The following is a 21,355-nucleotide window of genomic DNA, read 5'->3' as shown; positions in this document are numbered from 1 at the left end:
TGCGTTGGCTGCTTGTCGAGTTGCATTCGCGGCGAACTCGACATTCGATTTCAGGCCAGTCCTTAAACGAGTTTAGGGACTTCGAAGCCCTTGCGGTATTGACGCTTGAGGAAGCCGTTGGCCTGCTCGGCGTGGTCACCGACGAATTTTTCGTTCTCGACGTCGACCGTCAGCATAGGACTGAGCTTGATCTCCGAGCTCTCGATCTTGATCTCGTGCGATTGGAGATGCTTGTCGGTCTCTTCCAGCAAGCTGCCCCAGATACCACCGTCGCCACTGACTTCTTTCGCCGCGGCGTAGGTGAAGGTGTCGCCTGCCCGGAAGGCAATGTTGGCGAGATTGCACCAGCCGGTCGAATCGTGGCCGACTTGCACGTCGGTGTTGAGCGACGAGGAATCGCGCGACCGCACAGCGTCAATGAAATTCTGCTGATGCAGGACATTGCCGCCAAGGCCTTTGAACGATTTGATTTCCTTGCCATCGTTATCGAAAGCCACTGCCCGGCCGCGTTGGCCTTCCAGGCGACCCCCTTCGCAGTAAGCGATGTAGCCGCTGCCGGGACCGGGATGCTTGGCCGAGCCGAGTTCCTTCAGGTTGCTCAGGCCAATGACCACCGGAATCGATCCGGTGTCGAAGTACACAAAGTGAACGTTCGGTGTGTCGCCGGCGTCGTTCCAGGCAACGCGTCCGCCGCCGCCGATGATCCGCTGCGGTAGCGAGATCTCATCCTGGAAGACGTTGTTGCGGAGATCGTCCAGCACGTGCACGCCCCAGTTACCCATCTCGCCGGAGCCCGTGTTCCAGTCCCAGTGCCAGTCGTAGTGTAGGTTGTTGCGATAGATGGGCTCGTCCTGAGCTGGGCCAAGCCACATGTTGTAGTCAATCTTGGAATCGATCACCAAAGGTTCGGTACGCTTGCCGATCGGGCCTCGTTGTCCGTAGCGATTGACGCGAGCCGACTTGATTTCGCCGAGCAACTTATCTTCGTGAAGAAGCTTCTTGATCTGGGCTTGCATCGGATCGGAACGCTGCTGGGTTCCCACCTGGCAGATTCGGTTGTACTTGCGCGCGGCCGCAACGGTCTGCTGGCCTTCCCACTGACTATGCGAGAGAGGCTTCTCGACATAGACATCCTTGCCAGCTTCCATCGCCCGAATAGCAGCGAGGCAATGCCAGTGATTGCAGGTCGCGATGATAACCGCGTCGATCGAATCGTCGGCCATCAGGTCGTCGAGGGTCGCATGAACGGTGCCGTTTCCCTTCGAGGATCGTTTCGCCGCGGCGGCGCGCCCCGGATCGGGATCGTAGAAGCCGGCCATCTTCACGCCGTCGATGTCCATGAAATACTTCATCAACTGGCCGCCACGACCGCCGCAGCCAATCAGGCCCACGCCGATCTCGTCATTCGCGTTGGCGGCATAGGTGATACTTGATGAGGTGCCGAGCCAGACGCCGGCGGCAAGGCCGGTGTGCAGGAAGCTACGGCGTGTGATCGATCGATTGGTAGGACTCATCGGGTTGGCCTTTCAAATGGGGCGACGGGTATTCGTTGGCAGGAAGTCACGCTTCGCCAGGCGATCAGGATGAACTGGAACACATTGCCGATTTTAGACTACTTTCGGCCCGCGTTCCCTCTTATGTTTGAGTGTAACAAGAATTCTCGGGGGATGTCGTCAACCAGCACAGTGTTGGCTGGCAAACACGGATGAGTGGCACTCGTCTGGGCGAAGTTCAGGGATAATCCGCCGAACCGGCTATCGGGAAGGAATGGTCCATGAAAAATCAATTTTCTCCAGGCGATCGCTTCACATGGTGTTGGATCGTGCTCGGTTGTGTCAGCTCAGGCAGCGTTGCGACCGCCCAAGAACCGATGGCGCAGCCTTCCAGTTACGTCGCGGCGACGGTCCTCGACGAAGAGATCCGTCTGCGCGTCATCTCGCCGGCCGAGGTGGAGCACAACCGATCGAAGCTCTCGGAAAAGGACTTTGCGCGGTGGCAGGCGGACTCTCGCTGGCGTCCGCTGGTTAGCAAAGTATCGCACCGCGTCATGTCGGATTGGGCCAAGCAGAATGACGTGCAGCCCACTCGGGAAGAGATTCAGAAGCATTTCACGGATGAGGCCAGGCAGCACCTTCAAGCGTATGACACGCCCGCTACGAAGAAGCAACTGGCCGTCGCCATGGGGTGGGCGATCGCAACGAGTTCCGAATGGGCCACGGCCAAAGCCCTGCATGAAAAGTATGGTGGTCCGATTGCCATCAGTTCGTTTGGAGGATGCATCGCAATCGAAGGCCGCAACCAGTTGGTCAAGGAGTACGCCGCGGCAGGTAAGATTCGCTTCACCGATCCCGAGCTGGAAAAGCTGTTCTGGGAGGGACTCGAAAATCCGTCCGTGCTGGACGTGACGATCCGTGAGCCAGAGCGCGTTGCCAATCACTTCAAGCGACTTCCCTGGCAAGGCTGGGGCATGAGGACGGCGAAATGGATGGAGGAGAATGCCGATCTCTTAAAAGGCCTCGACACCGAGCCGCAGGATAAAGCGGATGCCCCCTCGGATAAGTGAGATGCGATCCGAGCCCGCAGATCGTTTGCTTGGTGTATAATCCACCAACTTCCTGCCAGATTAAACTCACTTTGCTTCGCCGATTCCCTTAGGGAAGCGCTCGATAGGAAACTGCTTGATGAATCTTCGTTGGATTGCTGCCAGTCTGTTGCTGCTTGGATTGACCGGAGCCGGTCATGTTTTCGCCGAAGGGCCGATCATTCTCGCGCACCGGGGTGGGGCTTATGAATTTGAAGAAAACACGATGGAAGGCTTCCGCGCCTGCTACGAGCGTGGCATTCGCGGTTTTGAAACCGACGTCCGCATGACCAAAGATGGCGTGCTGGTGATTCTGCACGACGACAGCCTCGACCGAACGCACAACGCGACCGGCCCGGTCGAGCATAAGACCGCGGCCGAGTTGAAGGACGTGGTGACCAAGAAGGGGCAGAAGATGCTCTTTCTCGATGAGTTGCTGGAGTACTTCGCCGATAAGCCCGGCGTCTACATCGAGCTGGAAATGAAGATCAAAAACAAGAAGCTGTACCCTGACGAGGTCATCGACGACTACTGCAAGAAACTCTATGCGGCCGCCGAGGCCCGCAAGCCGGAAGGCTCGACCTACGTCTATTCGTCATTCGACGAACGTCCCCTAAAAGCGATTCACGCACTGGATTCCAAGGCCCCCATGTCGCTGATCGCCAGCAAGCCGTGCTCGGCCGAATTCATCGAAAGGGCCAAGCTGGTTGGTGCCGATCGGATTGCCTGCCAACTGAAAGGAACCTCCCGCGAGGACATCGAGGCCGCCCACAAAAACGGAATCGGCGTCAACTGCTGGCCCGGCCGCGCCGGCGAAGATTATCTGCTGGCCCGAGGCTTGGGTGCCGATGTGCACTGCACCGATATCCCGACGGTGATTCAGGGGTGAAGGAGAAGTTGGAGTAGGGAGATTGAGGCATCGGATCCCCAAGGACTTGGCAGTCGGGCCGATTTTGAATTAGATAACTACTGCTCAGTCCCCGTGATGATTCGGGGCATAGGCTCGCGTGGCAGACATGGTTTTAATGCTAGAACAAATCGAAGTTGAATTCCCTGTCGTCACCGCCGAAATACGATTCCTCACCGAAAGGGAAGGGGGGCGTCGTACATCCATTGATCCATCCAGTGGAAAAATTTATCGACCACATTTCGTCGTTCAGAACCGAACGACTCGCAAGGCAAAAATGGATGGCAATGGATGTACCGAGCAGTACTTCGCAATGACGTTTATTGATGGACCGAAGAATTACACCAACGGCGAATCCGGGCTATTTCGATTCTACTGTCCTTATTGGACCCATCCGGAACATCCAGATATGGTGGCTGGCACTCAATTTACTGTCCGTGAGGGCGGCACAATTGTGGCGGGCGGGACGGTGATTGAAAGAACAGAACCTAAGTCAAACCTGCATCGCCAAGCAAGCGACGGTTAATCCCAAGAGCTACTCCCCGTCATAGACACCATAAACGGCGCCCATCACCGCCCCGGTTACTGCTCCGAGAGCAAGCGGACAAGCGAAGGCCAGCAGGGCAACGGGGTGATCTGTGGTTGTCACATGCTCTTCCCGGGCAGACGTGGTTCGCTCTCGTTCAACAGAAACGGAGTTCACCCACGACTGTGGAGCAAAAGGGCTGTAAGTAAGCGAGAACCAGATCAGGATGAAGGTTCCGCCGAGCATTCCTCCGAGAAACGCTCCAAATAGACCTCCGTAGGCAGTCGAGGCTAGGAAGCCGTGACGACGCCCTGGGTTCTTACTTTCTTCGAGTTCGGGTTTCGGGTCGTGGGATTCGCTCTGGGGCTTTTCCTTTTGAATTGACTTCTGCTGGCGATACTTCCAGAAGGCGACGGCATCGCCGATGGCGGCCACGAGAACGCCAATGCACCAGCCTGCGCGAATCCATGTGGTGCCTACCGCCGGGTCGGGAGCCCGTTCACTGCCGAAGAGACTGGCTCCGCCAACCTGAACTAGGGCCACGATCACCCCGAAGAGATTTGCGAAGATCAAACCCCCGGCTGCCAAGCTCAAGAGGAACGCATACCCTTTTGCAATTAAAACGATCAGTCGGAACAACATGAGCCTTTGCGAACGAGGGGTAGGGTGACTCGGTTGGTAGTAGCGGAAGTTTCTATCATCTTGGAATGGTCAGCTCGTAGTTCTTGTTGGCTCTGATTTCGATTTCGCCGGGGATGAATCCTGGATCTACCAAAGAAACGCTCAGCTTGACGCCGTTCTTTTCCAGTGAACATTCTACGACCTGCGCTGTTTCGACCGTTGACTCCAGTTTCCAGCCATCCGATTTCATGAGGTTGATCCACCGTTTCAAGACTGTGGAGCCTTCGCCGCTTTTGGTTTCGACTTGAAGATGGTTCTTGCTTTTAAGCTTCGCACCGGTGATGGGCTTGATCTCGACCTTCTTAATCTCGGCCGCTGCTCTCGCCTTGACTTCCGCGTCCATTGCGGCCTGCTTGGCTCGTTCGCCTTCCTGGGCGACTTGCTCTTTGGTCTGGTACGAAAGCCGGCATCGCGACTTGCCTTCGAACTCGAAGAATTCGCAATCGGCTAGTTCTTCTTTTTCACTGCGGAAGATGAGGTGCTTGTGAAAGTTAATCTTGATGGGATTGTCGGTCGTGCATCTCCAGTTCTTCTGCTTGAACCGTTCGCGAAGGTCGGTCATCAATTCCGGGACGGACAAGGTGCTATCCACGATCAATCCACCGTTGCTATCGGTGTATTGAATCATCGTTGTCTTGGAAGGGATTGGCAATTCGGTCGATAGCTGTTCGCTCGAGAGTTGAATTACGGTGGAGCTTGGCTGGGCAGGCGATGCGTTGGCCATGATTTGAAGTCGAATGGCATTCTTTCGCATAAAAAATGATGACGCCGTATCGCCGAACCATTCCCACCCCTGCGACTCCAGGTCTTTACGAACCAGCTTTCGCGTTTCCTCCGGAGCAAGCTTGGTGGTAAACATAACTGAGCCAGGCAGTGCGTACATATTCTGGAAATCTTTTCCCCCCAGGATCTTTTCCAAGTCGACGTTGCCATGGTTCCGGAGTGCCACCTGGGCCGACTGAGGTTCACCCGAAGGAAAGATCGAGAGCGATACCGAAAAGCCATTTTTCAAGAAGACTGCCGATGCATAGGCAGGCGTGATCGTTGCTCCTTCCGCTTGCTGGAAGCCAGCCGCACTGAGTGCCTTGGTAATGTCTTTGGTGACTTGCTCGACGTCACCCTTAGCGCGATACGATTGGGACGCCACACACGACGAAACGGTGTCTTCAATAGGATTTGCCAGCGGGAACTCTGAGAAGTCGATTGCCTTGGCGGCTTGATCGACCGTGGCAGGACTCGATTGAGCGACCAGATGGTTTACGACACAAAGTACCGATACGATCGCGATACAGGAAATCTTCATGTTCATTTCCTTTGCCCAGAATTTACGGCGAATAACGATAGTATTTCAGATGGAAGACATGTCGACCAGCTAATCAATGGAATTCAGTGCAAGGGGCTCGGATGCGGTCGCGCTTGCACCTCGCCAGTCCACCGATGAAAATGAGACCCAACGATGTCTCTTTCCCACGGAGGTCTTCCGCGATGCCTTTCTCTTTTCTTCGCTTATTGGCAGTAGCCGTTTTGCTTGTGGCGATCGGTGCACCTGTTTTCGGCGATGACGATGCGGAGCCTTTGGCATCTGGGCAGCGGCGTACGGTCGAGCTGGAGTCTCCCTGGGTGAGCATGACCACCGGTGGGGCGGGGCGGTACCTGGTGCTGCATCTGAAAGAGGCGGGGAAGTTGGTGCTGTTGGATGTTGCGGCGGGGGCGATTATCCAGTCGATCGATGCTCCCGGCGAGGATCTGATGTTGGCCGGCGGGCTCGATAAGCTGATCGTGCTGGTCCCCAGCCAGGGACTGTTCCATCGTTACGATATCGCCACGCTAAAACGTAAGAAAAGCTTTCCGGCACCGGCCAACTTCCATCCCCGGAAGATGGCCATGGGCAGTGCGTCGCAAGGGCCGCTGGTTTGCCATACACGTGGGCCGGTGCAGCTGTTCGATCTCGATTCGCTGAAGCCTCTTACGCTGCAAGGTGATGTGCTTACCAGTGGAACGTTTGGTGACTGGGGGTACGAGATCACGGTGTCCGGCGACGGCGAAACAATCGTGGGTTGGATTCCCAACATCTCGGGGCAGCAATACCACGCGATGAAGCTTGACGGCGCGAGCACCACGATTACCAAGTCGACCGACGGCTATAGTTATGGCGGGCGTTACCTGGTACCCAACGCCGACGCGTCCCTCTATTTTCGCGATGGTTCCGAGCTATTCGATGCCGACCTGAAGCCGTTGGCAACCGGCCATCTCAAGGATCACGTGTTGATGCCTTGCGATGATCCTCGCTTCTTTCTCGCCGTGCAGCCAACCGATGGTCAAAAGAACGCGGACGTCTGGATTTGTGCCAGTGGAACGCTGCAGAAGATTGCTCTCGTCGAAAATGTCGGGCACGTGGTGGATGGTGTTCGCCGAACGGACCTGGGGCACTGGCAGTTCGCACCGCGCGTGCGATGGTCGCCGAAGGCCAGCACGCTTGTCAGTCTGCCGATGGGGCAGAAGGAGGTGCTGCTGGTCGGTGCCAACCTGAAGCAGCTGTTGGAAGCAGCGGAAGGCGATTACCTGCATATCGTTTCGGTACCACCTCGCAGCGCCAATGTCGGCGAGCCTTATTCGTACCAGATCGATGTGCTGACGAGCATTGATCGAGTCAAATTTAAGACCTTGGCGGCGCCGGACGGGTTGAAGATTTCACCTGCCGGCCAAGTCCAATGGACACCCAAGAAGAAGACGCCTGAGGGGCCCCACCAAGTGGTCATCTCGGCAAGAGCCAAGGGTCAGGAAGCTTTTCAACGCTTCAATATTACGGTGGAAGGAAAGTCAGACCCTGGGGCAGATGCTATGCCCTGATCACGGCAAACCAATCTCAATCAGCCAAATCGAATCGGAGGCGAGACGATGACTACGAACTCGTGTTTCGGGCCCATGGTAAGCAGACTCTTGCTGGCGACATTGCTGTTGAGCCTGATCGTGTTCGGGCCACGTGTTTCCGCTGCTCAGATGGCCGACAAGATCTACCACAATGGGAATATCTTGACGATCAACGACGCCGCGCCTGAGGCTGAAGCGGTTGCGATCAAGGATGGAAAGATTCTAGCCGTAGGCACCCGGGACGAGGTGCTCAAAACGAGAGGAGACGGCACGACGCTCGTCGATCTGGCAGGTCGCACGATGCTGCCGGGGTTCGTCGATTCCCATGGCCATGCTTACATGATTGGTATCCAGGCCACGACGGCGAATCTGTTGCCTCCCCCGGATGGACAAGGCAAAGACATCGCTGCCCTTCAAACGCTGCTGAAGGATTGGGCCGAGAACAACCAGGACGCCGTGACCAAGGTCGGGTGGATCGCAGGCTTCGGCTACGACGATTCCCAACTCGCCGAGCAGCGACACCCGACGCGCGATGATCTCGATGAAATCTCAAAAGACTTGCCGGTGATTATTATCCATCAATCGGGCCACCTGGGCGTCGCGAATAGTAAAGCTCTGGAGATTGCTGGCGTCACCAAGGATACCAAGAACCCGGAAGGGGGCGTGTTTCGGCGCAAAGAGGGTTCGCAAGAGCCAAACGGCGTATGCGAAGAGTATGCGTTCTTCAGGCTAATCGCAAAGCTACTGGAACAGTTCGATGATGACATCAACGAGGCACTCGTCATCGAAGGTACCAAGCTTGAGGCATCCTTCGGCTACACCACGGCCCAGGAAGGTCGAGCCATGGGGCCAGGCATTGCCGCGATTAAGCGTACCGCGGACTCGGGAAAGCTTCCCATCGACCTGGTCACGTATCCCGATATTCTAGAAGTCGACGACATCCGCCCAACGCCCGAGTACTCTGGTCACTTTCGAATCGGTGGCGCAAAGCTGACCATCGATGGTTCGCCACAGGGGAAGACGGCCTGGCTGACCGAGCCGTACTTTGTTCCGCCTCCAGGGCAGCCGAAGACGTACCGGGGTTACGCCGCGATTGACGAGCCCACGACCTACCGAGCCGTGGAAAAGGCCTATGCCAACGGCTGGCAGATTTTATGCCACGCCAATGGTGACGCCGCGTCCGATGTTTTCCTGGAGGCAGTTCGCCGCGCGCAGGAGAAGTACCCCGGCGTCGATAATCGCCCGGTCTTGATCCACGGACAGGTGCTGCGTGAAGATCAAGTCGAACAGCTTAAGAAGCTAGGCATCTTCCCCTCGTTGTTCCCGATGCACACGTTTTACTGGGGCGACTGGCACCGCGAGTCGGTGCTAGGCCCGGTGCGTGCCGAGAACATCTCGCCCACCGGCTGGGTCTTGGAACGCGGAATGATGTTCGGCAGCCATCATGATGCACCGGTAGCCTTGCCCGACTCGATGCGAGTTCTTTCGGCGACGGTCACACGCCGATCACGAAGTGGAAAGATCCTCGGGGCAGAACACCGGGTGCCGGTTGCGACGGCCCTGAAGGCGCTTACCATCTGGCCTGCGTGGCAGCACTTCGAGGAAGATACCAAAGGAACGATCGAAGTGGGGAAACTGGCCGACTTCGCCATTCTCTCGGAGAACCCTTTAACGATCGACGAGAGTAAACTAGCCGATATCAAGGTGCTTGAAACGATCAAAGAAGGGGTGTCTGTTTACCAACGCCCGGCCGACGATAAACTCTCGCTGGCGACTCCGGCCATGTTTGGAATCACACTCACCGCCCCCAGTGACAAGCCGCACGCACACTTCGGCGGCAGCATGGTTTGTGGCGACGGCTGCTTCAATCATGGGCTGAGCTTGCTGGTCAATGCGATCAATCACCAGCGCAGTGATGACGAAGAGTAATTTTTCTCATGCAGCCCCAACAAACCGGCGGTTGGTCGAAGACCACAGCAAGATTGCCGCCGGTTTGTATTCGATTGACGAACGGGATTCTCATCCCGAGCTTAGATGGTATCTACGCGGCAGAAACCTGCGGCGTGGATGTTGATCCTCTTTCGTCCCCGTCCACCAGCATCCCATTGTCCAACGTCAGACGCCGGGTAGCTCGCTGGGCAACGCTGGGGTCGTGGGTGACGACAACCAAGGTGCGGCCTTGTTGGTGGCACTGGTCGAAGATCTCGAGTACGACTTCTCGACTGCTGGGGTCGAGGTTGCCGGTCGGCTCGTCGGCCAGAATGATCTGGGGATCGTTGACCAGCGTGCGTGCCAAGGCAACACGCTGCTGCTGTCCTACGCTCAGTTCCGATGGCCTATGATGCAGACGCTCGGCCAGGCCCAGATAGGTTAGCATCTCGGTGGCTTGCTCTTGCTGCTCGCTGACAGGCATCTTCGAGAAACTGAGCGGGATCTGTACATTCTGCAGCGCCGTCAGGTACGGGATCAGGTTGAAGCTTTGAAACACAAAGCCCATCTTCTGACCACGAATGGCCGAACGCTCGGCGACCGAGTGTTCGTACAGCGAGACACCATCGATCAGCACGCGGCCGGTCGTCGGTGAGAGCATGCCACCCAGCATCGAAAGCAAGGTCGTCTTGCCGCTTCCGCTGGGGCCGACGATCGCGATGTACTCGCCACTTTCGATTTGCTGAGACTCACACTGAAACGCGGTCAATGAATGGCCGCGTTGTTTGTAATCCTTGCGGATCGCTTCAAGTTGAATCATCGATTAGACCTCTCGGAAACAGATGCAAGGATCGAGATGGGCGGCTCCCTGAGCGGGCCACCATGCGGCGACTAGTGCTACCAGCGTGGCCGCAAAAATGGCGAGCAGCGACGTCCCCAACAGTGGTGTGATCGCGACGCCTGCCCAAACCGGGCCAGCAATGATCGCGGTCACGACACCGACCAGGCAGCCAATGCTGCCGGCACACAGCCCCAGGACGAAGGCCTTGCCGAGGAACAGCTTCTGGATGAAGCCAGGCGTTGCCCCGAGGGCCATCAACGTACCGATCTCACGGCGGCGTTCCCGCACGTTCGATGCGATCGAACCGGCCAGGCCGGCGCCACCAACGACGATCATCACGGCCAGCACGATCCACGAGGTCTTGGCCATCAGCGCGTTAACCCCGACCTGCGTTTCGACGACTTGCGAGATCGTCACAACCTTGGCGTCTGGCAGAAGATCGCGCAGCTGCGGGACCAGGCTACCGGCCGCGTCTTCGCAGCAGCCGACAATTTCAATGGCATTGCAGGTCGAGTCCTTCTCCCACAGACGTTGGACCGAATGCAGATGGGCAAATACCCGTCCGTCGTCCACCGTCCCGGTGACCGGTAGAACGCCGATCACGGTGAAGTTTTCGTCTTGCAGCTTCAACTTGTCGTTGACCTGGCAGTTCAGCTTCTGGGCGATGTCGGCACCCAGCACCAAAGCCTTCTTGTCGAGGTTTTGAATCGCCCGATGCTTAACCAATGCCTCAGGTGCTTTCAGGTCGTCGCTCGTGGCGACGTTGGCCTTCGTGCAGCAGCCGGTATCGGTCGTGTTCATGAACATGGTCGTTGCCTGCCATGTGGCCAGCGATTCGACCTCGGACTGAGGCAGAATGCCGGTGACGGCGACCGGGTGCCCATTGAGCTCAGTCGAGACGTTCAGACGCGGTGAAACCTGTTCGACACCGGACAAACCGGCGAGGAAGATTTCGGCAACGTACTCTTCCGGTAACGTACCGCCGTTTTGATCGGCGGCGTAATAATCTTGCAGCGTGGCGTCCTTGGGAATGACCAGGATGTTGGCTCCCAGGTTGGTCAGCTGTTTCGACACGGCCTCTTCGGAATGGACCGTGACGTGGCGAATCGCCACCAACGCGGCGACTCCCAGAAAGATCGTCAGGCTGTTGAACGCCACCCCGGCCGGGCGCGATTTCAACTCGTGCCAGATGATGGAACGAAGATTCATCTCGTTTCCTTCCTAGTCAGGGTTTAGCGACGTGTAGCGGTGGACTGCGATGCCTGGGCATTGCCGGCATGCTTGCAGTTCGGGTCGTCACAGCACTTGCCGGCCTTATGAATCGCACCGGCGATCTGATCGGCGGTCGAAGTGCCTGAGAAGTGACCCACGAGTACCCCTGGCGGAGCAATCAGTGCGGCGTAAGGTCCCTGGACCTGGCTGGCATCAACCTTCAACTGCTGCATGAGACGGGCTTCGGTTGTGTCTTCCACGTTCAACCCAATCAAAGCCATGCGGTCCTTGAACATCGGGTCGAGTTGCAGAGCTCGCACACCGGCCGGCACGGCCGCTTGTTCCGACTTGGTCAGACAGACGAAGACGAGCTTCTTCTCTTGCAGATGCTTCATGCATTCCATCATGACTGGTGGAACGATTGCCGCGTCGAGGTTGGCCTTGGCAACCTGGCGCGAGAACAAGCCGGTCACGGCACCGTTAGGTGCGACGGCGACGGTCATGGGCATGGGCGCCCGGCTGACCTGAAACTTTTCGGCCATCGCTTGCCCACCGGCGGAAGCCATGCTGGCCGTTGCCAAGGTGGCTTGCTGAGGTTGGCCGGCTACGGACTGCTGCACTACCTGAAACATCTTTTGGGTCTGCGGCGAGTTGTCTTTGTAGAAGACGATGAACGTGAACTTGCCTGCTTGTTGGGCCTGCTCAAGGGTTGTGCCGGCGTCGGTCTGGGCGAAGCTGGTACTGGAAAGGGTGAGTAAGCAAGCGAGCGTTATGGCTACGTGCGTGATGATTTTCATCGGAATCCTTTCGGATGAAATGTTGTATGAATCAATTGGTGCCCGAGTTGTGCCTCTGGGCTTTTCTTCTCGCAATGCATCTGCTGTCAGGCGGAAGCATCGCCAGGTGGTTGTTGAACTTGTCGAAGAGGAAGAGTGGCGACCATCCCGTTGAAATAACGATCCAGTCCGCCGATGCGACTCTAAAGCGTGAGGACCGCCAGGGAGAGATGGAGGCGCAGCTTGGGTGTCATGTTCGTCGATGTTCGCTCACCGATCGGTGGCGGATGCAATTGTGGATCGCTTTCAATCGCCAGGCTGGCCATGTCGGACCAGGAGAATTCCGCAGGCAAGAGCAGGGCGTCGGTCAGCCCATCACAGGCCGATTCGTTCGAGATGAAAGCACACTTGGCCGTGCCGCAGCCAAGGCATTCATGATGATCTGGCTGAGGGTCTGCTTCGGAGGATGGCTCTTCCGGCATCATGCTGACAGCCGGTTGCAGGCAAAGCTCCAGGCCGCCATGGTCGTGATGATGATGATCGCAGCAGACGCAGCTTGTTTGACACGTATCGGCGTGGTCGTGATGCTCGCTGGCGCTCAAGCAACGCGCGCAGCAGCCGAGCACGCAGTGAATGATCACTGCCAGAACTGCCATCATTGCTGTCGCTCGTCGAGGCATCTCTACAAATCCCACGCGATCGGTAAAACTTCTGCCTTCGGTATATTCGTCCCTGGGGTGGGTCTGCCTCTAGCGGTTTCTCGAGGAATTGGGGGAAGAGTCCGAGATCGATCGACGGCCGTCGCCGATTCACCGCCAAGTGCCGCAGATTGCCCGGAGACAAGGAAAAACGGTAGCCATGCAGATCAGGCGGGAAATCGTGCTTTCGCAGTTCATCGGATCTAATTGCTTCGCTTTGAATGCATGTTTGGCAAATCGGGCAGCGAGGGATATACTTGAAGGATCATCCCACCGTTACCTTCCTTCCCCGGAATGCGCGATGTCGCTTCGTCGAGTTCTCTTCCTATTCCTGGCTTCCCTGGCGGCCGTCGGTCTCGATGTACGCCTGGCAAGGGCCCAGTCGTCGATTGATTTCAATCGAGATATCCGCCCAATCTTTGCTGCCCGCTGCTTTGCATGTCATGGCCCTGACGAGTCGCACCGCGAGGCCGACCTGCGGTTGGACGAGCGGGACGCCGCGATCGATTATGGGGCCATCGTGCCCAACTCGCCGGACGAGAGTTTGCTGCTCGAGCGTATCCTGACCGATGATCCCGAGCTGCAGATGCCTCCGCCACATACCAACGACACGCTGACGGCCGAGCAGAAAGAAAAGTTTCGCAAGTGGATTCAAGAGGGAGCCCCCTATGCCGAGCACTGGGCGTTTGTCCCGCCTGAGAAGCCACCGGTGCCGGAGGTTTCCGATGCGAAGTGGCCACGCGATGATATCGACCGGTTCGTGCTGGCTCGTCTGGAAAGGGATGGCCTGAAGCCATCGCCGGACGCGGATAAGTACGCCTTGGTTCGCCGCGTCTACTTGGACCTGATCGGCTTGCCACCCACACCAGCCGAGGCCGACGCATTTGTCAACGATCAAGACCCTCAAGCTTACGAGAAACTCGTCGATCGGTTGTTGGCTTCGAAGCATTATGGCGAACGCTGGGCCCGCGAGTGGTTGGACCTGGCTCGCTACTCCGATACTAACGGCTACGAGAAAGATCGTCCTCGTTCGATCTGGCCTTATCGAGACTGGGTCATTCGGGCGATCAACGATGACATGCCGTTTGATCAGTTTACGATCGAGCAGATCGCCGGCGACATGTTGCCGGATGCGACCCAAAGCCAAAAGATCGCTACCGGCTTTCATCGCAATACGATGCTCAACGAAGAAGGGGGCATCGATCCGCTTGAGTACCGCTTCTATGCCATGGTCGACCGCGTCGCTACAACCGGGACCGTTTGGCTGGGCCTGACAGTCGGTTGTGCTCAGTGCCACACGCACAAGTACGATCCGATCACGCACACCGACTATTACTCGTTCATGGCATTGCTCAACAACGCGGACGAGCCAGACCTGCGGATTCAATCGGCCGACGTCCTCAATCGCCGTGAAGAGTTGACCAGGCAGGTCGACAAGCTCACGGCCGAGCTGGCCAGCCAGTTTCCACCGGCCGAAGGCGAGGGAGACGAGCAAGAACGTCGACAAGCGAACCTGCAGGCCAAGCGTTCGGCTTGGCTCGCCGATGCCCGCAAGCAGGTCGCCCCGTGGCAGCCCCTGGCGGCCACCAAGCTGGAAAGCAACTTGCCGAAGCTCGAGTCGCTTCCTGATCACTCGATTCTTTCCAGTGGCGATATTACTAAACGCGACGTGTTCACGTTGACCTACGCGATTGATGAAAGCCAATTGCCGCTGACGGCGCTACGGCTGGAGGTCATGGCCGACCCACGCTTGCCGGCCGGCGGCCCAGGTCGTGCCTATTATGAAGGCCGCGAAGGGGACTTCTTCCTCAGTGAGCTGTCGGCCAAGTTCGACGGTCAGCCAGTCAAGCTGGACGGGGCCTCGCATAGCTACGGCAAGATCAGCATCGGCAGCGGCAACGCCGACGCGGCCAATGTGCTGGATGGGAATGGTTCGACCGGATGGTCGACTGCCCAGCGCGAAGGCGAGTCGCATCAGTTGGTCGTCAATTTGCCGCAGCCGATCACCAAGGCAGACGAGCTGAAGGTAGAGCTCCTGTTCGAGCGCCACTTTGCGGCCAGCCTCGGAAGATTCCGCGTGTCGGCCGCATCGGCCGATCGACAGGTATCGGCCAAGCAGATGCCAGTCGAAGTGGAAACGTTGCTTGCTATGTCTCCCGAAGAGCTTTCGCCGGAACAGCAAGAACAAATCAATCACTACTATCTTTCGGTCGCTCCGGAACTGGCTGATGCCCGCAAGCCAATTGATGATTTGCGGAAGAGAATGCCTGCGTTTCCGACCACGCTTGTGATGCAAGAACGACCTACGGATAACCCGCGTCCGACCTTCCTGCATCATCGTGGCGAGTACTTGAGCCCGAAGGAAGCCGTTACACCGCGCGTGCCAGAGTTCCTCGGCGATGATTCGTCCGAAGGTCCCCGCACTCGGTTGGAACTGGCGCGGTGGCTGGTCAGTGAAGAGAATCCGTTGACGGCCCGGGTTGTGGCCAACCGAACGTGGCAGGCATTTTTTGGCCGGGGGCTCGCGGAAAGCAGTGGAGACTTCGGTACCCAGTCTGATCCGCCGACGCATCCGGAGCTGCTGGATTACCTGGCCTGCTCGCTGATGGAAAACGGTTGGTCGATGAAAGCATTGCATCGCAAGATCGTGCTCAGCTCGACCTACCGTCAGACGGCAGATGCTTCGCCGGAGCTTCGCGAAATCGATTCGGGAAACCGGCTGCTCGCACGAGGGCCTCGGTTCCGCGTCGATGCCGAAATCGTCCGAGACGTGATGCTCAAGGCCAGCGGTAAGTTCTCTGGCGAAATGTTCGGCCCTGGCGTCTATCCGCCGCAGCCCGATAGCGTGACCGCGCTGGCCTATGGAAATTTCAAGTGGAAGCCATCGACCGGCAACGATCGATATCGCCGCTCGATTTACACGTTCAGCAAACGCACCACTCCTTTCGCGGCGTTTGCCGTGTTTGACGCTCCTAGCGGTGAGGTGTGTACGGCTAAGCGAGACCGCAGCAACACTCCGCTGCAAGCGCTGACGCTGCTGAATGATGCCATGTACATCGAATTGGCTCAGGCAATGGCAGCGGCCGCCCAGCAAGAGGCTTCTACGCCCGAAGCGATCGCCGAGAATATTTTCCGCCGACTGCTGACGCGGCCTCCGGAAGCAGACGAGTTGAAAGCGATCCTTGCGTATCGAAACCAACAGCTTGCGCGTTTGCAAAACGGCGAGCTTGACGTCAAGGTCATTGCCTCGCAGGAGTCGAGTTCGCCCGAGCAGGCCGCCTGGGTCATGGTGGCTCGCTCGCTGATGAACCTGGATGAAGCTGTTACCAAACCTTAAGAAATCAAACGCCCTATGAACTGGCTACAAGAACAAACGCGACGGCATTTCTTTCGCAATTGCGGAGTAGGACTCGGCAAGATTGCCTTGGCATCGCTGTTGGCTCAGTCGAATGAAGCCGTGGCAGAAGATGGTAGCCCCTTCGCGCCCAAACCAACCCACTTCCCGGCGAAGGCCAAGCGGGTGATCTACCTGTTCATGGCCGGTGCGCCGAGCCAGCTGGAGCTGTTCGACTACAAGCCGAAACTGGCCGAGATGGAAGGGAAGCCAATTCCCCCGTCGGTCATCGATGGCCAGCGTTATGCGTTCATTCAGCCGGATGCGGCGGTGCTTGGTCCACGGTTTAAGTTTGCCAAGCATGGTCAGTGTGGTGCCGAGATTTCGGAAGTGCTGCCGGGCCTGGCCAAGGTGGTCGATGACATCGCGATCGTGCGTTCAGTCCACACCGACCATTTCAATCACTCGCCGGCTCAGCTGTTTTGTAATACCGGTAATGGTGTGCCGGGCCGTCCGAGCATGGGCTCGTGGCTCAGCTATGGGCTGGGGAGTGAAGCGGATGACTTGCCGTCGTTTGTCGTGCTAAAAAGTGGCGGTAGTTTGAGTGGTGGCGCGGCGATGTGGAACGCTGGCTTTTTGCCGTCGGTCCATCAAGGCGTGCCGTTTCGCGGTCAAGGTCAGCCGATCTTGAACGTTTCCAATCCGCCTGGCTACGATCAAAAAGCCCAGCGTGACTCGCTCGACTTGATCCATCAACTCAACGGTAAACAGTTGGAAGGGATCGGCGATCCCGAGATTCGCACACGCATGGAAGCGTACGAAATGGCGTTCCGCATGCAGTCGCGGGCACCCGAGCTGATGGACTATTCTCAAGAGTCGAAAGAGACACTCGACCTGTACGGAGTAAATCCAGGCGAGTCGAAGAATGACTTTGCGACGAACTGTTTGATGGCCCGCCGACTGGCCGAGCGGGGTGTCCGCTTCGTGCAGGTTTACCATGCCGGCTGGGATCATCACAGCAACGTCGAAGGAGGCATTCGCGGTCAGGCCAAGCAAACCGATCAGGCCTGTGCGGCGCTGGTCGAAGATCTTCGCCGCCGCGGCATGTTGGATGAAACGCTGATTGTTTGGGGGGGCGAGTTTGGTCGTACGCCGATGGTCGAAGCCAGTGCGGCACTAGGCCGAAGCAAGGGCCGCGATCATCACCCGCAAGCATTCACCATGTGGTTCGCTGGCGGCGGCATCAAGCCAGGGTTTTCGATGGGCAAGACGGATGAACTCGGGTTCAATGTCGTCGAGGACCAGGTACACGTGCATGACGTCCAGGCAACGATTCTGAAGTGCCTGGGCATCGACCACAACAAGCTGACGTTCCGACACCGTGGACTGAATTTCAAGCTGACCGGCGTGGAAGAGCATCATCCAGTCGAACAGCTGTTGAGCTAACGCCTACGTTGCCGGATTTAGCTGCACGACGAAGTGGTCGCTGAAGGTGTTGATCTCGATGTGATCGTCTTGAACGTACTGGTCGAACTCCCGTAGCAGCTGCTCGCGTGGCATCTGTCGCAGGTAGTCGTCGAATAGGAACCGCAGGATCTTCCAGCGGTTCTCTTCGCTGTCAGGAAAGCGAAGTTGGTAATGCGACGGAGACGTGCTCACGCTGACATTGTGGTCCGCAAGTACCGCCGCGACGTCCTCGGCGATGTAAAAAGGAATCGGCTGGTTGAGAAGGTCAAACCCGACTTTCCACAGCTTGATCAACGCGTTCTCATGCCCGGCCATCGCCAACAGCATTCTGCCTTCCGCGTGCAGGCGTTCTAAGAGTTGTTCGATCGTCTGGGTAAGATTCTCGGCGTAGTACAACACGTGATTGGAAACTATCACATCGAAGGTCGGTCGCTGATCGAACGAGGCTTCTCCCAAGCTGGCGATCGCATGATCGCTGAAGCGGCACAACCGGCGGGCCGCGATCTCTTGTTGATGGTCAACCGGCTCGAAGAGGGTCAGGTACAACGACTCCTTCGGCCAGGCCAGGGTTTCGAGCAGTTGCCGACTGAACTCGCCGGTGCCGCAGCCAAAGTCGAGCAGGTGAATCAGCTCTCGTCCCTCGGCAAATCCGTTGAGTTGTCGAGCGTATTCCTCGACGTCACTTTTTGCCTCGGTGGCATTCGACATGAAAAACGCGTAGTCGGTTTCAATCGCGCCGAAGTCCTTCGTTGCCATGGTGGATCTCAAGATGGAGTGCGGGAATTTCGCGGGGCATCATCAGCTTAGTTTGATCTTAATGAGGATACCAGCGACTAAGTCAAGGCGAAATCAATTGTGGGAAAAACCATGACGCTCGAAATACCAATTGCTAGACTGACAGTCGAGTTCGATTGACTCATGGAAGCCTTCCGGTTGACTTCAGGAATAGGGATTATGGACATTGCCTCGCTGTTCGCCTGTTTCGTTATCGCGATTCTGTTTTTTGTGATCGTTGCGGCGATTGCCTTTCTCGGGTCGCTTCCTGGCCGCATTGCCCAAGGGCGAAATCATCCTCACGTCGACGCCATCAACGCAGCCAGTTGGATTGGGTTAGCCCTGGGTGGGGTTCTCTGGCCGGTCGCGTTTGTGTGGGCGTTTATTCCCTTCGGTAATTCAACCCCGGCAGAGGGTAGTGAAGTTGAGACGCTCCGTAAACAAGTGGCCGAACTTCAGGCCGAACTCGATTCCCTTAAAAGTGCGTCGGCTTAAGGTCGCTTGCCCCATGTCAAAGATAGGTGCACGATGATTGCCTTGTTTGTCATTTTGTATGCGGCGGGGATTTGGCTCTTCTATATGAAGATGAAGGTCAAGCCAACGCCTGTGAACTTGGCTGTGTGTTCCGTCATCGGAATCGTTGCGGTGGGAGCGATTGTGATCATTTGGCAATTCTCTGCACCGACTTCCAGCCAGTTGGTTGTTTCGCGGTATACGATTCAGATCGTTCCACAGGTCAAAGGCCCCATTACCAAGCTCGCTGCCAAACCCAATGTTCCACTGACGAAGGGAAAAGACGTTCTATTCGAGATTCAAAAGGACCAATACCAGTTCGCTGTGAATCAGAGCGAAGGGGATCTGCGTGCTGCCGAGAAAACGGTAGAGCAATTGATTGCCGGACTCAAAGTTGCTGACGCCACGATTCAAGAAGCAACCGCCAGTCGCGAGGCAGCCAAAGCCGACCTGGCTGCGAAGGAAGATGCGAACCAGCGTTCGCCAGGCGCGGTGAGTGCCCTGGAACTGACTGAACTGCGAGCGAAGGTCGTTGCCGCAGAAGCAGGTGTCGATAAGGCCAATGCGGCCAAGGAAGTCGCCACGTTAACCTTGCAAACGGCCGAGCAACAAGTAGGAGTTGCCAAAGCCAAGCTCGATACGGCTGAATTCGATCTCGCGCAGTGCACCGTGTATGCGCCGGCTGATGGTTTCATTACGAATTGGCAAGTTCGCGAAGGCGCGATGGCCGTGCCACTGCCGATGGCTCCGATGGGATCATTCGTCGACATGAGCGATGTCACTGTCGTGGGAGTGTTCAGCCAGAACGTACTGACGAACGTTGATCAAGGCGATCGCGTCGAAGTGGTCTTTAAAAACCATCCCGGTCAGGTTTATGGCGGCACGGTAGATCGAGTTATCCAAGGTAGCGGCGAAGGGCAGTTCCTCACTTCAGGGAAGCTGATTGACGTTTCGAGTGTGCATTCCAGTGGAAAGTTTGCCGTGAAGATCGACCTCGACGACAAGGAGTTTGCGAAAGAGCTTCCCATCGGAACCGCCGGTATGGCCACAATCTACACCAGCAAAGGGAAGCCGTTTCAAGTGATTAGCACCGTCACCGTTCGGATTAAAGCGTTGATGTACTATCTTCTGCCAATGTAAATGTTGTGAAACTCCGGTGAAAACTCGCTTCTCTGCTAATTCTCTCGATCCTTTTGTTGCGACCCCCAAAAAACACCACCTATAATTCTGGGTGAAACACCTAATAACGGGGCACAGTCATCTCATAGAGAACGGGGGACGTCGGATGAAGTTTCTATCTTCGCCGAGCGGATGCCATATCGCCGGAAAGCTCGGCTGTGGTTTGCTGGCATGCTCGATTTTATTGCTGTTTGGCGCAGCGGTTCATGCCCAATCGAACGAGTCGGCAGGCAGCCCGCTCGAGAAAGACCTTCAGGCGGCTTTCAAAACGTTTGAAACGGCCTTCAATCAACACGATGCCAAAGCGATTGCTAATCTCTGGCAGGAAGATGCCGTGCATCGTCAGACGTCGATGGCCGGCAGCCTGAAAGGGCGTGCGGCAATTCTGGCCGCCTACGAGGGGCTCTTTCAAACCGATCCCCAGGCCAAGTTGGTCATCACGGTGAATTCTTTTCGCGAGATCGCCCCCAACGTTGCAAGCGTGAAGTGCTCGACGCAGCTCTTGCACACCGACAAGTCGGTTTCGTTCTCGCGTCTGTCGGCTCTGTTGGCCAAGCACGGCGACCAGTGGCTAATCAGCGAAGTCGAGGAAATGGATGTGCCAGCGGCTGCCGCGGTTTCGCCCAGTGCGTTGCATCAGCTCGATTGGCTGGTGGGGACGTGGGTTGATGCCAGCGAGAAGTCGGTCGTGTCGAATCATGTTCATTGGATTAACGGTGGCAACTTCCTGGCTCGCCAATATCAAATGAACACGCCCCAGGGCTTCAGTCAGTCAGGCATGCAAATTATCGGCTGGGATAGCGAACACAGCGTGATCCGCTGTTGGCAGTTTGACGGCGACGGAAGCTTCGGCGAAGGGACCTTCGAGCAAACCGGACCGAAGACTTGGCGTTGTCCGATGGTGGTGAAGCTGGTCGACGGTCGCCGTGCTTCGTACAGCCAGGTCATCGAGCAAGTCTCGCCCAATGAATTGAAGCTGAGCCTGGTGAACATGGAAGTCGACGGTCAGGCACTGCCGGGAAGTGGTCCCGACAAGCTCACACGTCGCGGCAACTAGGACTTCACG

The 21,355-nt window shown here is 57.0% G+C and carries 18 protein-coding genes; 10 read left to right on the top strand and 8 right to left on the bottom strand.

Annotated elements, in window-relative coordinates:
• Window positions 1-62: 62 nt before the first annotated feature.
• A complete protein-coding gene (locus tag PSR63_RS04460; RefSeq protein WP_274331093.1) occupies window positions 63-1,514 on the bottom strand; it encodes a Gfo/Idh/MocA family protein in 1,452 nt (483 codons plus the stop codon).
• Window positions 1,515-1,774: 260 nt separating this feature from the next.
• On the opposite strand from PSR63_RS04460, the gene PSR63_RS04455 reads away from it, so the two are divergent.
• From PSR63_RS04455 to PSR63_RS04445, 3 genes are all read left to right on the top strand, one after another.
• Window positions 1,775-2,563, top strand: a complete 789-nt coding sequence (locus PSR63_RS04455) for a hypothetical protein (RefSeq protein ID WP_274331091.1) — start codon at window positions 1,775-1,777, stop codon at window positions 2,561-2,563.
• Window positions 2,564-2,681: 118 nt separating this feature from the next.
• Complete coding sequence (locus PSR63_RS04450; protein WP_274331089.1) at window positions 2,682-3,470, top strand: glycerophosphodiester phosphodiesterase; 789 nt, start codon at window positions 2,682-2,684, stop codon at window positions 3,468-3,470.
• Between the two features lie 118 nt (window positions 3,471-3,588).
• Complete coding sequence (locus PSR63_RS04445) at window positions 3,589-4,014, top strand: hypothetical protein (RefSeq protein ID WP_274331087.1); 426 nt, start codon at window positions 3,589-3,591, stop codon at window positions 4,012-4,014.
• A gap of 9 nt (window positions 4,015-4,023) precedes the next feature.
• Here PSR63_RS04445 and PSR63_RS04440 read toward each other — a convergent pair whose 3' ends face one another.
• Together PSR63_RS04440 and PSR63_RS04435 are read right to left on the bottom strand one after the other, a co-directional pair.
• Window positions 4,024-4,656, bottom strand: coding sequence for a hypothetical protein (locus PSR63_RS04440; protein ID WP_274331085.1), 633 nt, complete (start codon window positions 4,654-4,656; stop codon window positions 4,024-4,026).
• A 55-nt stretch (window positions 4,657-4,711) separates the two neighbouring features.
• A complete protein-coding gene (locus tag PSR63_RS04435; RefSeq protein ID WP_274331084.1) occupies window positions 4,712-5,998 on the bottom strand; it encodes a hypothetical protein in 1,287 nt (428 codons plus the stop codon).
• A 182-nt stretch (window positions 5,999-6,180) separates the two neighbouring features.
• Here PSR63_RS04435 and PSR63_RS04430 point away from each other — a divergent pair, with 182 nt between their 5' ends.
• Window positions 6,181-7,545: a putative Ig domain-containing protein gene (locus PSR63_RS04430; protein WP_274331082.1), complete on the top strand. Its 1,365-nt coding sequence runs from the start codon at window positions 6,181-6,183 to the stop codon at window positions 7,543-7,545.
• Between the two features lie 48 nt (window positions 7,546-7,593).
• Window positions 7,594-9,495: an amidohydrolase gene (locus PSR63_RS04425; protein ID WP_274331081.1), complete on the top strand. Its 1,902-nt coding sequence runs from the start codon at window positions 7,594-7,596 to the stop codon at window positions 9,493-9,495.
• 112 nt (window positions 9,496-9,607) lie between these two features.
• Here the strand turns inward: PSR63_RS04425 and PSR63_RS04420 are convergent, their stop codons facing one another.
• From PSR63_RS04420 to PSR63_RS04405, 4 genes are all read right to left on the bottom strand, one after another.
• Window positions 9,608-10,315 (bottom strand): ABC transporter ATP-binding protein, encoded by a 708-nt coding sequence (locus PSR63_RS04420; RefSeq protein ID WP_274331080.1) that lies wholly within the window; start codon window positions 10,313-10,315, stop codon window positions 9,608-9,610.
• A gap of 3 nt (window positions 10,316-10,318) precedes the next feature.
• Entirely contained in the window at window positions 10,319-11,545 is a 1,227-nt protein-coding gene (locus tag PSR63_RS04415) for an ABC transporter permease (RefSeq protein WP_274331078.1), read from the bottom strand.
• Window positions 11,546-11,568: 23 nt separating this feature from the next.
• The gene (locus PSR63_RS04410; protein ID WP_274331076.1) at window positions 11,569-12,345 is read right to left on the bottom strand and encodes a hypothetical protein; all 777 of its coding nucleotides are present in this window, start codon (window positions 12,343-12,345) and stop codon (window positions 11,569-11,571) included.
• A 182-nt stretch (window positions 12,346-12,527) separates the two neighbouring features.
• Complete coding sequence (locus tag PSR63_RS04405; RefSeq protein WP_274331074.1) at window positions 12,528-13,004, bottom strand: hypothetical protein; 477 nt, start codon at window positions 13,002-13,004, stop codon at window positions 12,528-12,530.
• 319 nt (window positions 13,005-13,323) lie between these two features.
• Between PSR63_RS04405 and PSR63_RS04400 the strand changes: the two genes are divergently transcribed.
• Together PSR63_RS04400 and PSR63_RS04395 are read left to right on the top strand one after the other, a co-directional pair.
• Window positions 13,324-16,359 (top strand): DUF1553 domain-containing protein, encoded by a 3,036-nt coding sequence (locus PSR63_RS04400; RefSeq protein WP_274331072.1) that lies wholly within the window; start codon window positions 13,324-13,326, stop codon window positions 16,357-16,359.
• A 15-nt stretch (window positions 16,360-16,374) separates the two neighbouring features.
• Window positions 16,375-17,802, top strand: a complete 1,428-nt coding sequence (locus PSR63_RS04395) for a DUF1501 domain-containing protein (RefSeq protein ID WP_274331071.1) — start codon at window positions 16,375-16,377, stop codon at window positions 17,800-17,802.
• A 3-nt stretch (window positions 17,803-17,805) separates the two neighbouring features.
• On the opposite strand, the gene PSR63_RS04390 is transcribed toward PSR63_RS04395, so the two are convergent.
• Entirely contained in the window at window positions 17,806-18,579 is a 774-nt protein-coding gene (locus tag PSR63_RS04390; RefSeq protein WP_274331070.1) for a class I SAM-dependent methyltransferase, read from the bottom strand.
• A gap of 198 nt (window positions 18,580-18,777) precedes the next feature.
• On the opposite strand from PSR63_RS04390, the gene PSR63_RS04385 reads away from it, so the two are divergent.
• From PSR63_RS04385 to PSR63_RS04375, 3 genes are all read left to right on the top strand, one after another.
• Window positions 18,778-19,092, top strand: a complete 315-nt coding sequence (locus PSR63_RS04385; RefSeq protein WP_274331068.1) for a DUF3302 domain-containing protein — start codon at window positions 18,778-18,780, stop codon at window positions 19,090-19,092.
• A 33-nt stretch (window positions 19,093-19,125) separates the two neighbouring features.
• Window positions 19,126-20,250 (top strand): HlyD family secretion protein, encoded by a 1,125-nt coding sequence (locus PSR63_RS04380; RefSeq protein WP_274331066.1) that lies wholly within the window; start codon window positions 19,126-19,128, stop codon window positions 20,248-20,250.
• Between the two features lie 145 nt (window positions 20,251-20,395).
• A complete protein-coding gene (locus PSR63_RS04375) occupies window positions 20,396-21,346 on the top strand; it encodes an SgcJ/EcaC family oxidoreductase (RefSeq protein ID WP_274331064.1) in 951 nt (316 codons plus the stop codon).
• Window positions 21,347-21,355 lie beyond the last annotated feature (9 nt).

The organism is Bremerella sp. P1 (assembly GCF_028748185.1).
GTDB lineage: Bacteria > Planctomycetota > Planctomycetia > Pirellulales > Pirellulaceae > Bremerella.
Note: the sequence above shows the minus strand (reverse complement) of the source record. Positions and strands in the feature narration are given on the sequence as shown.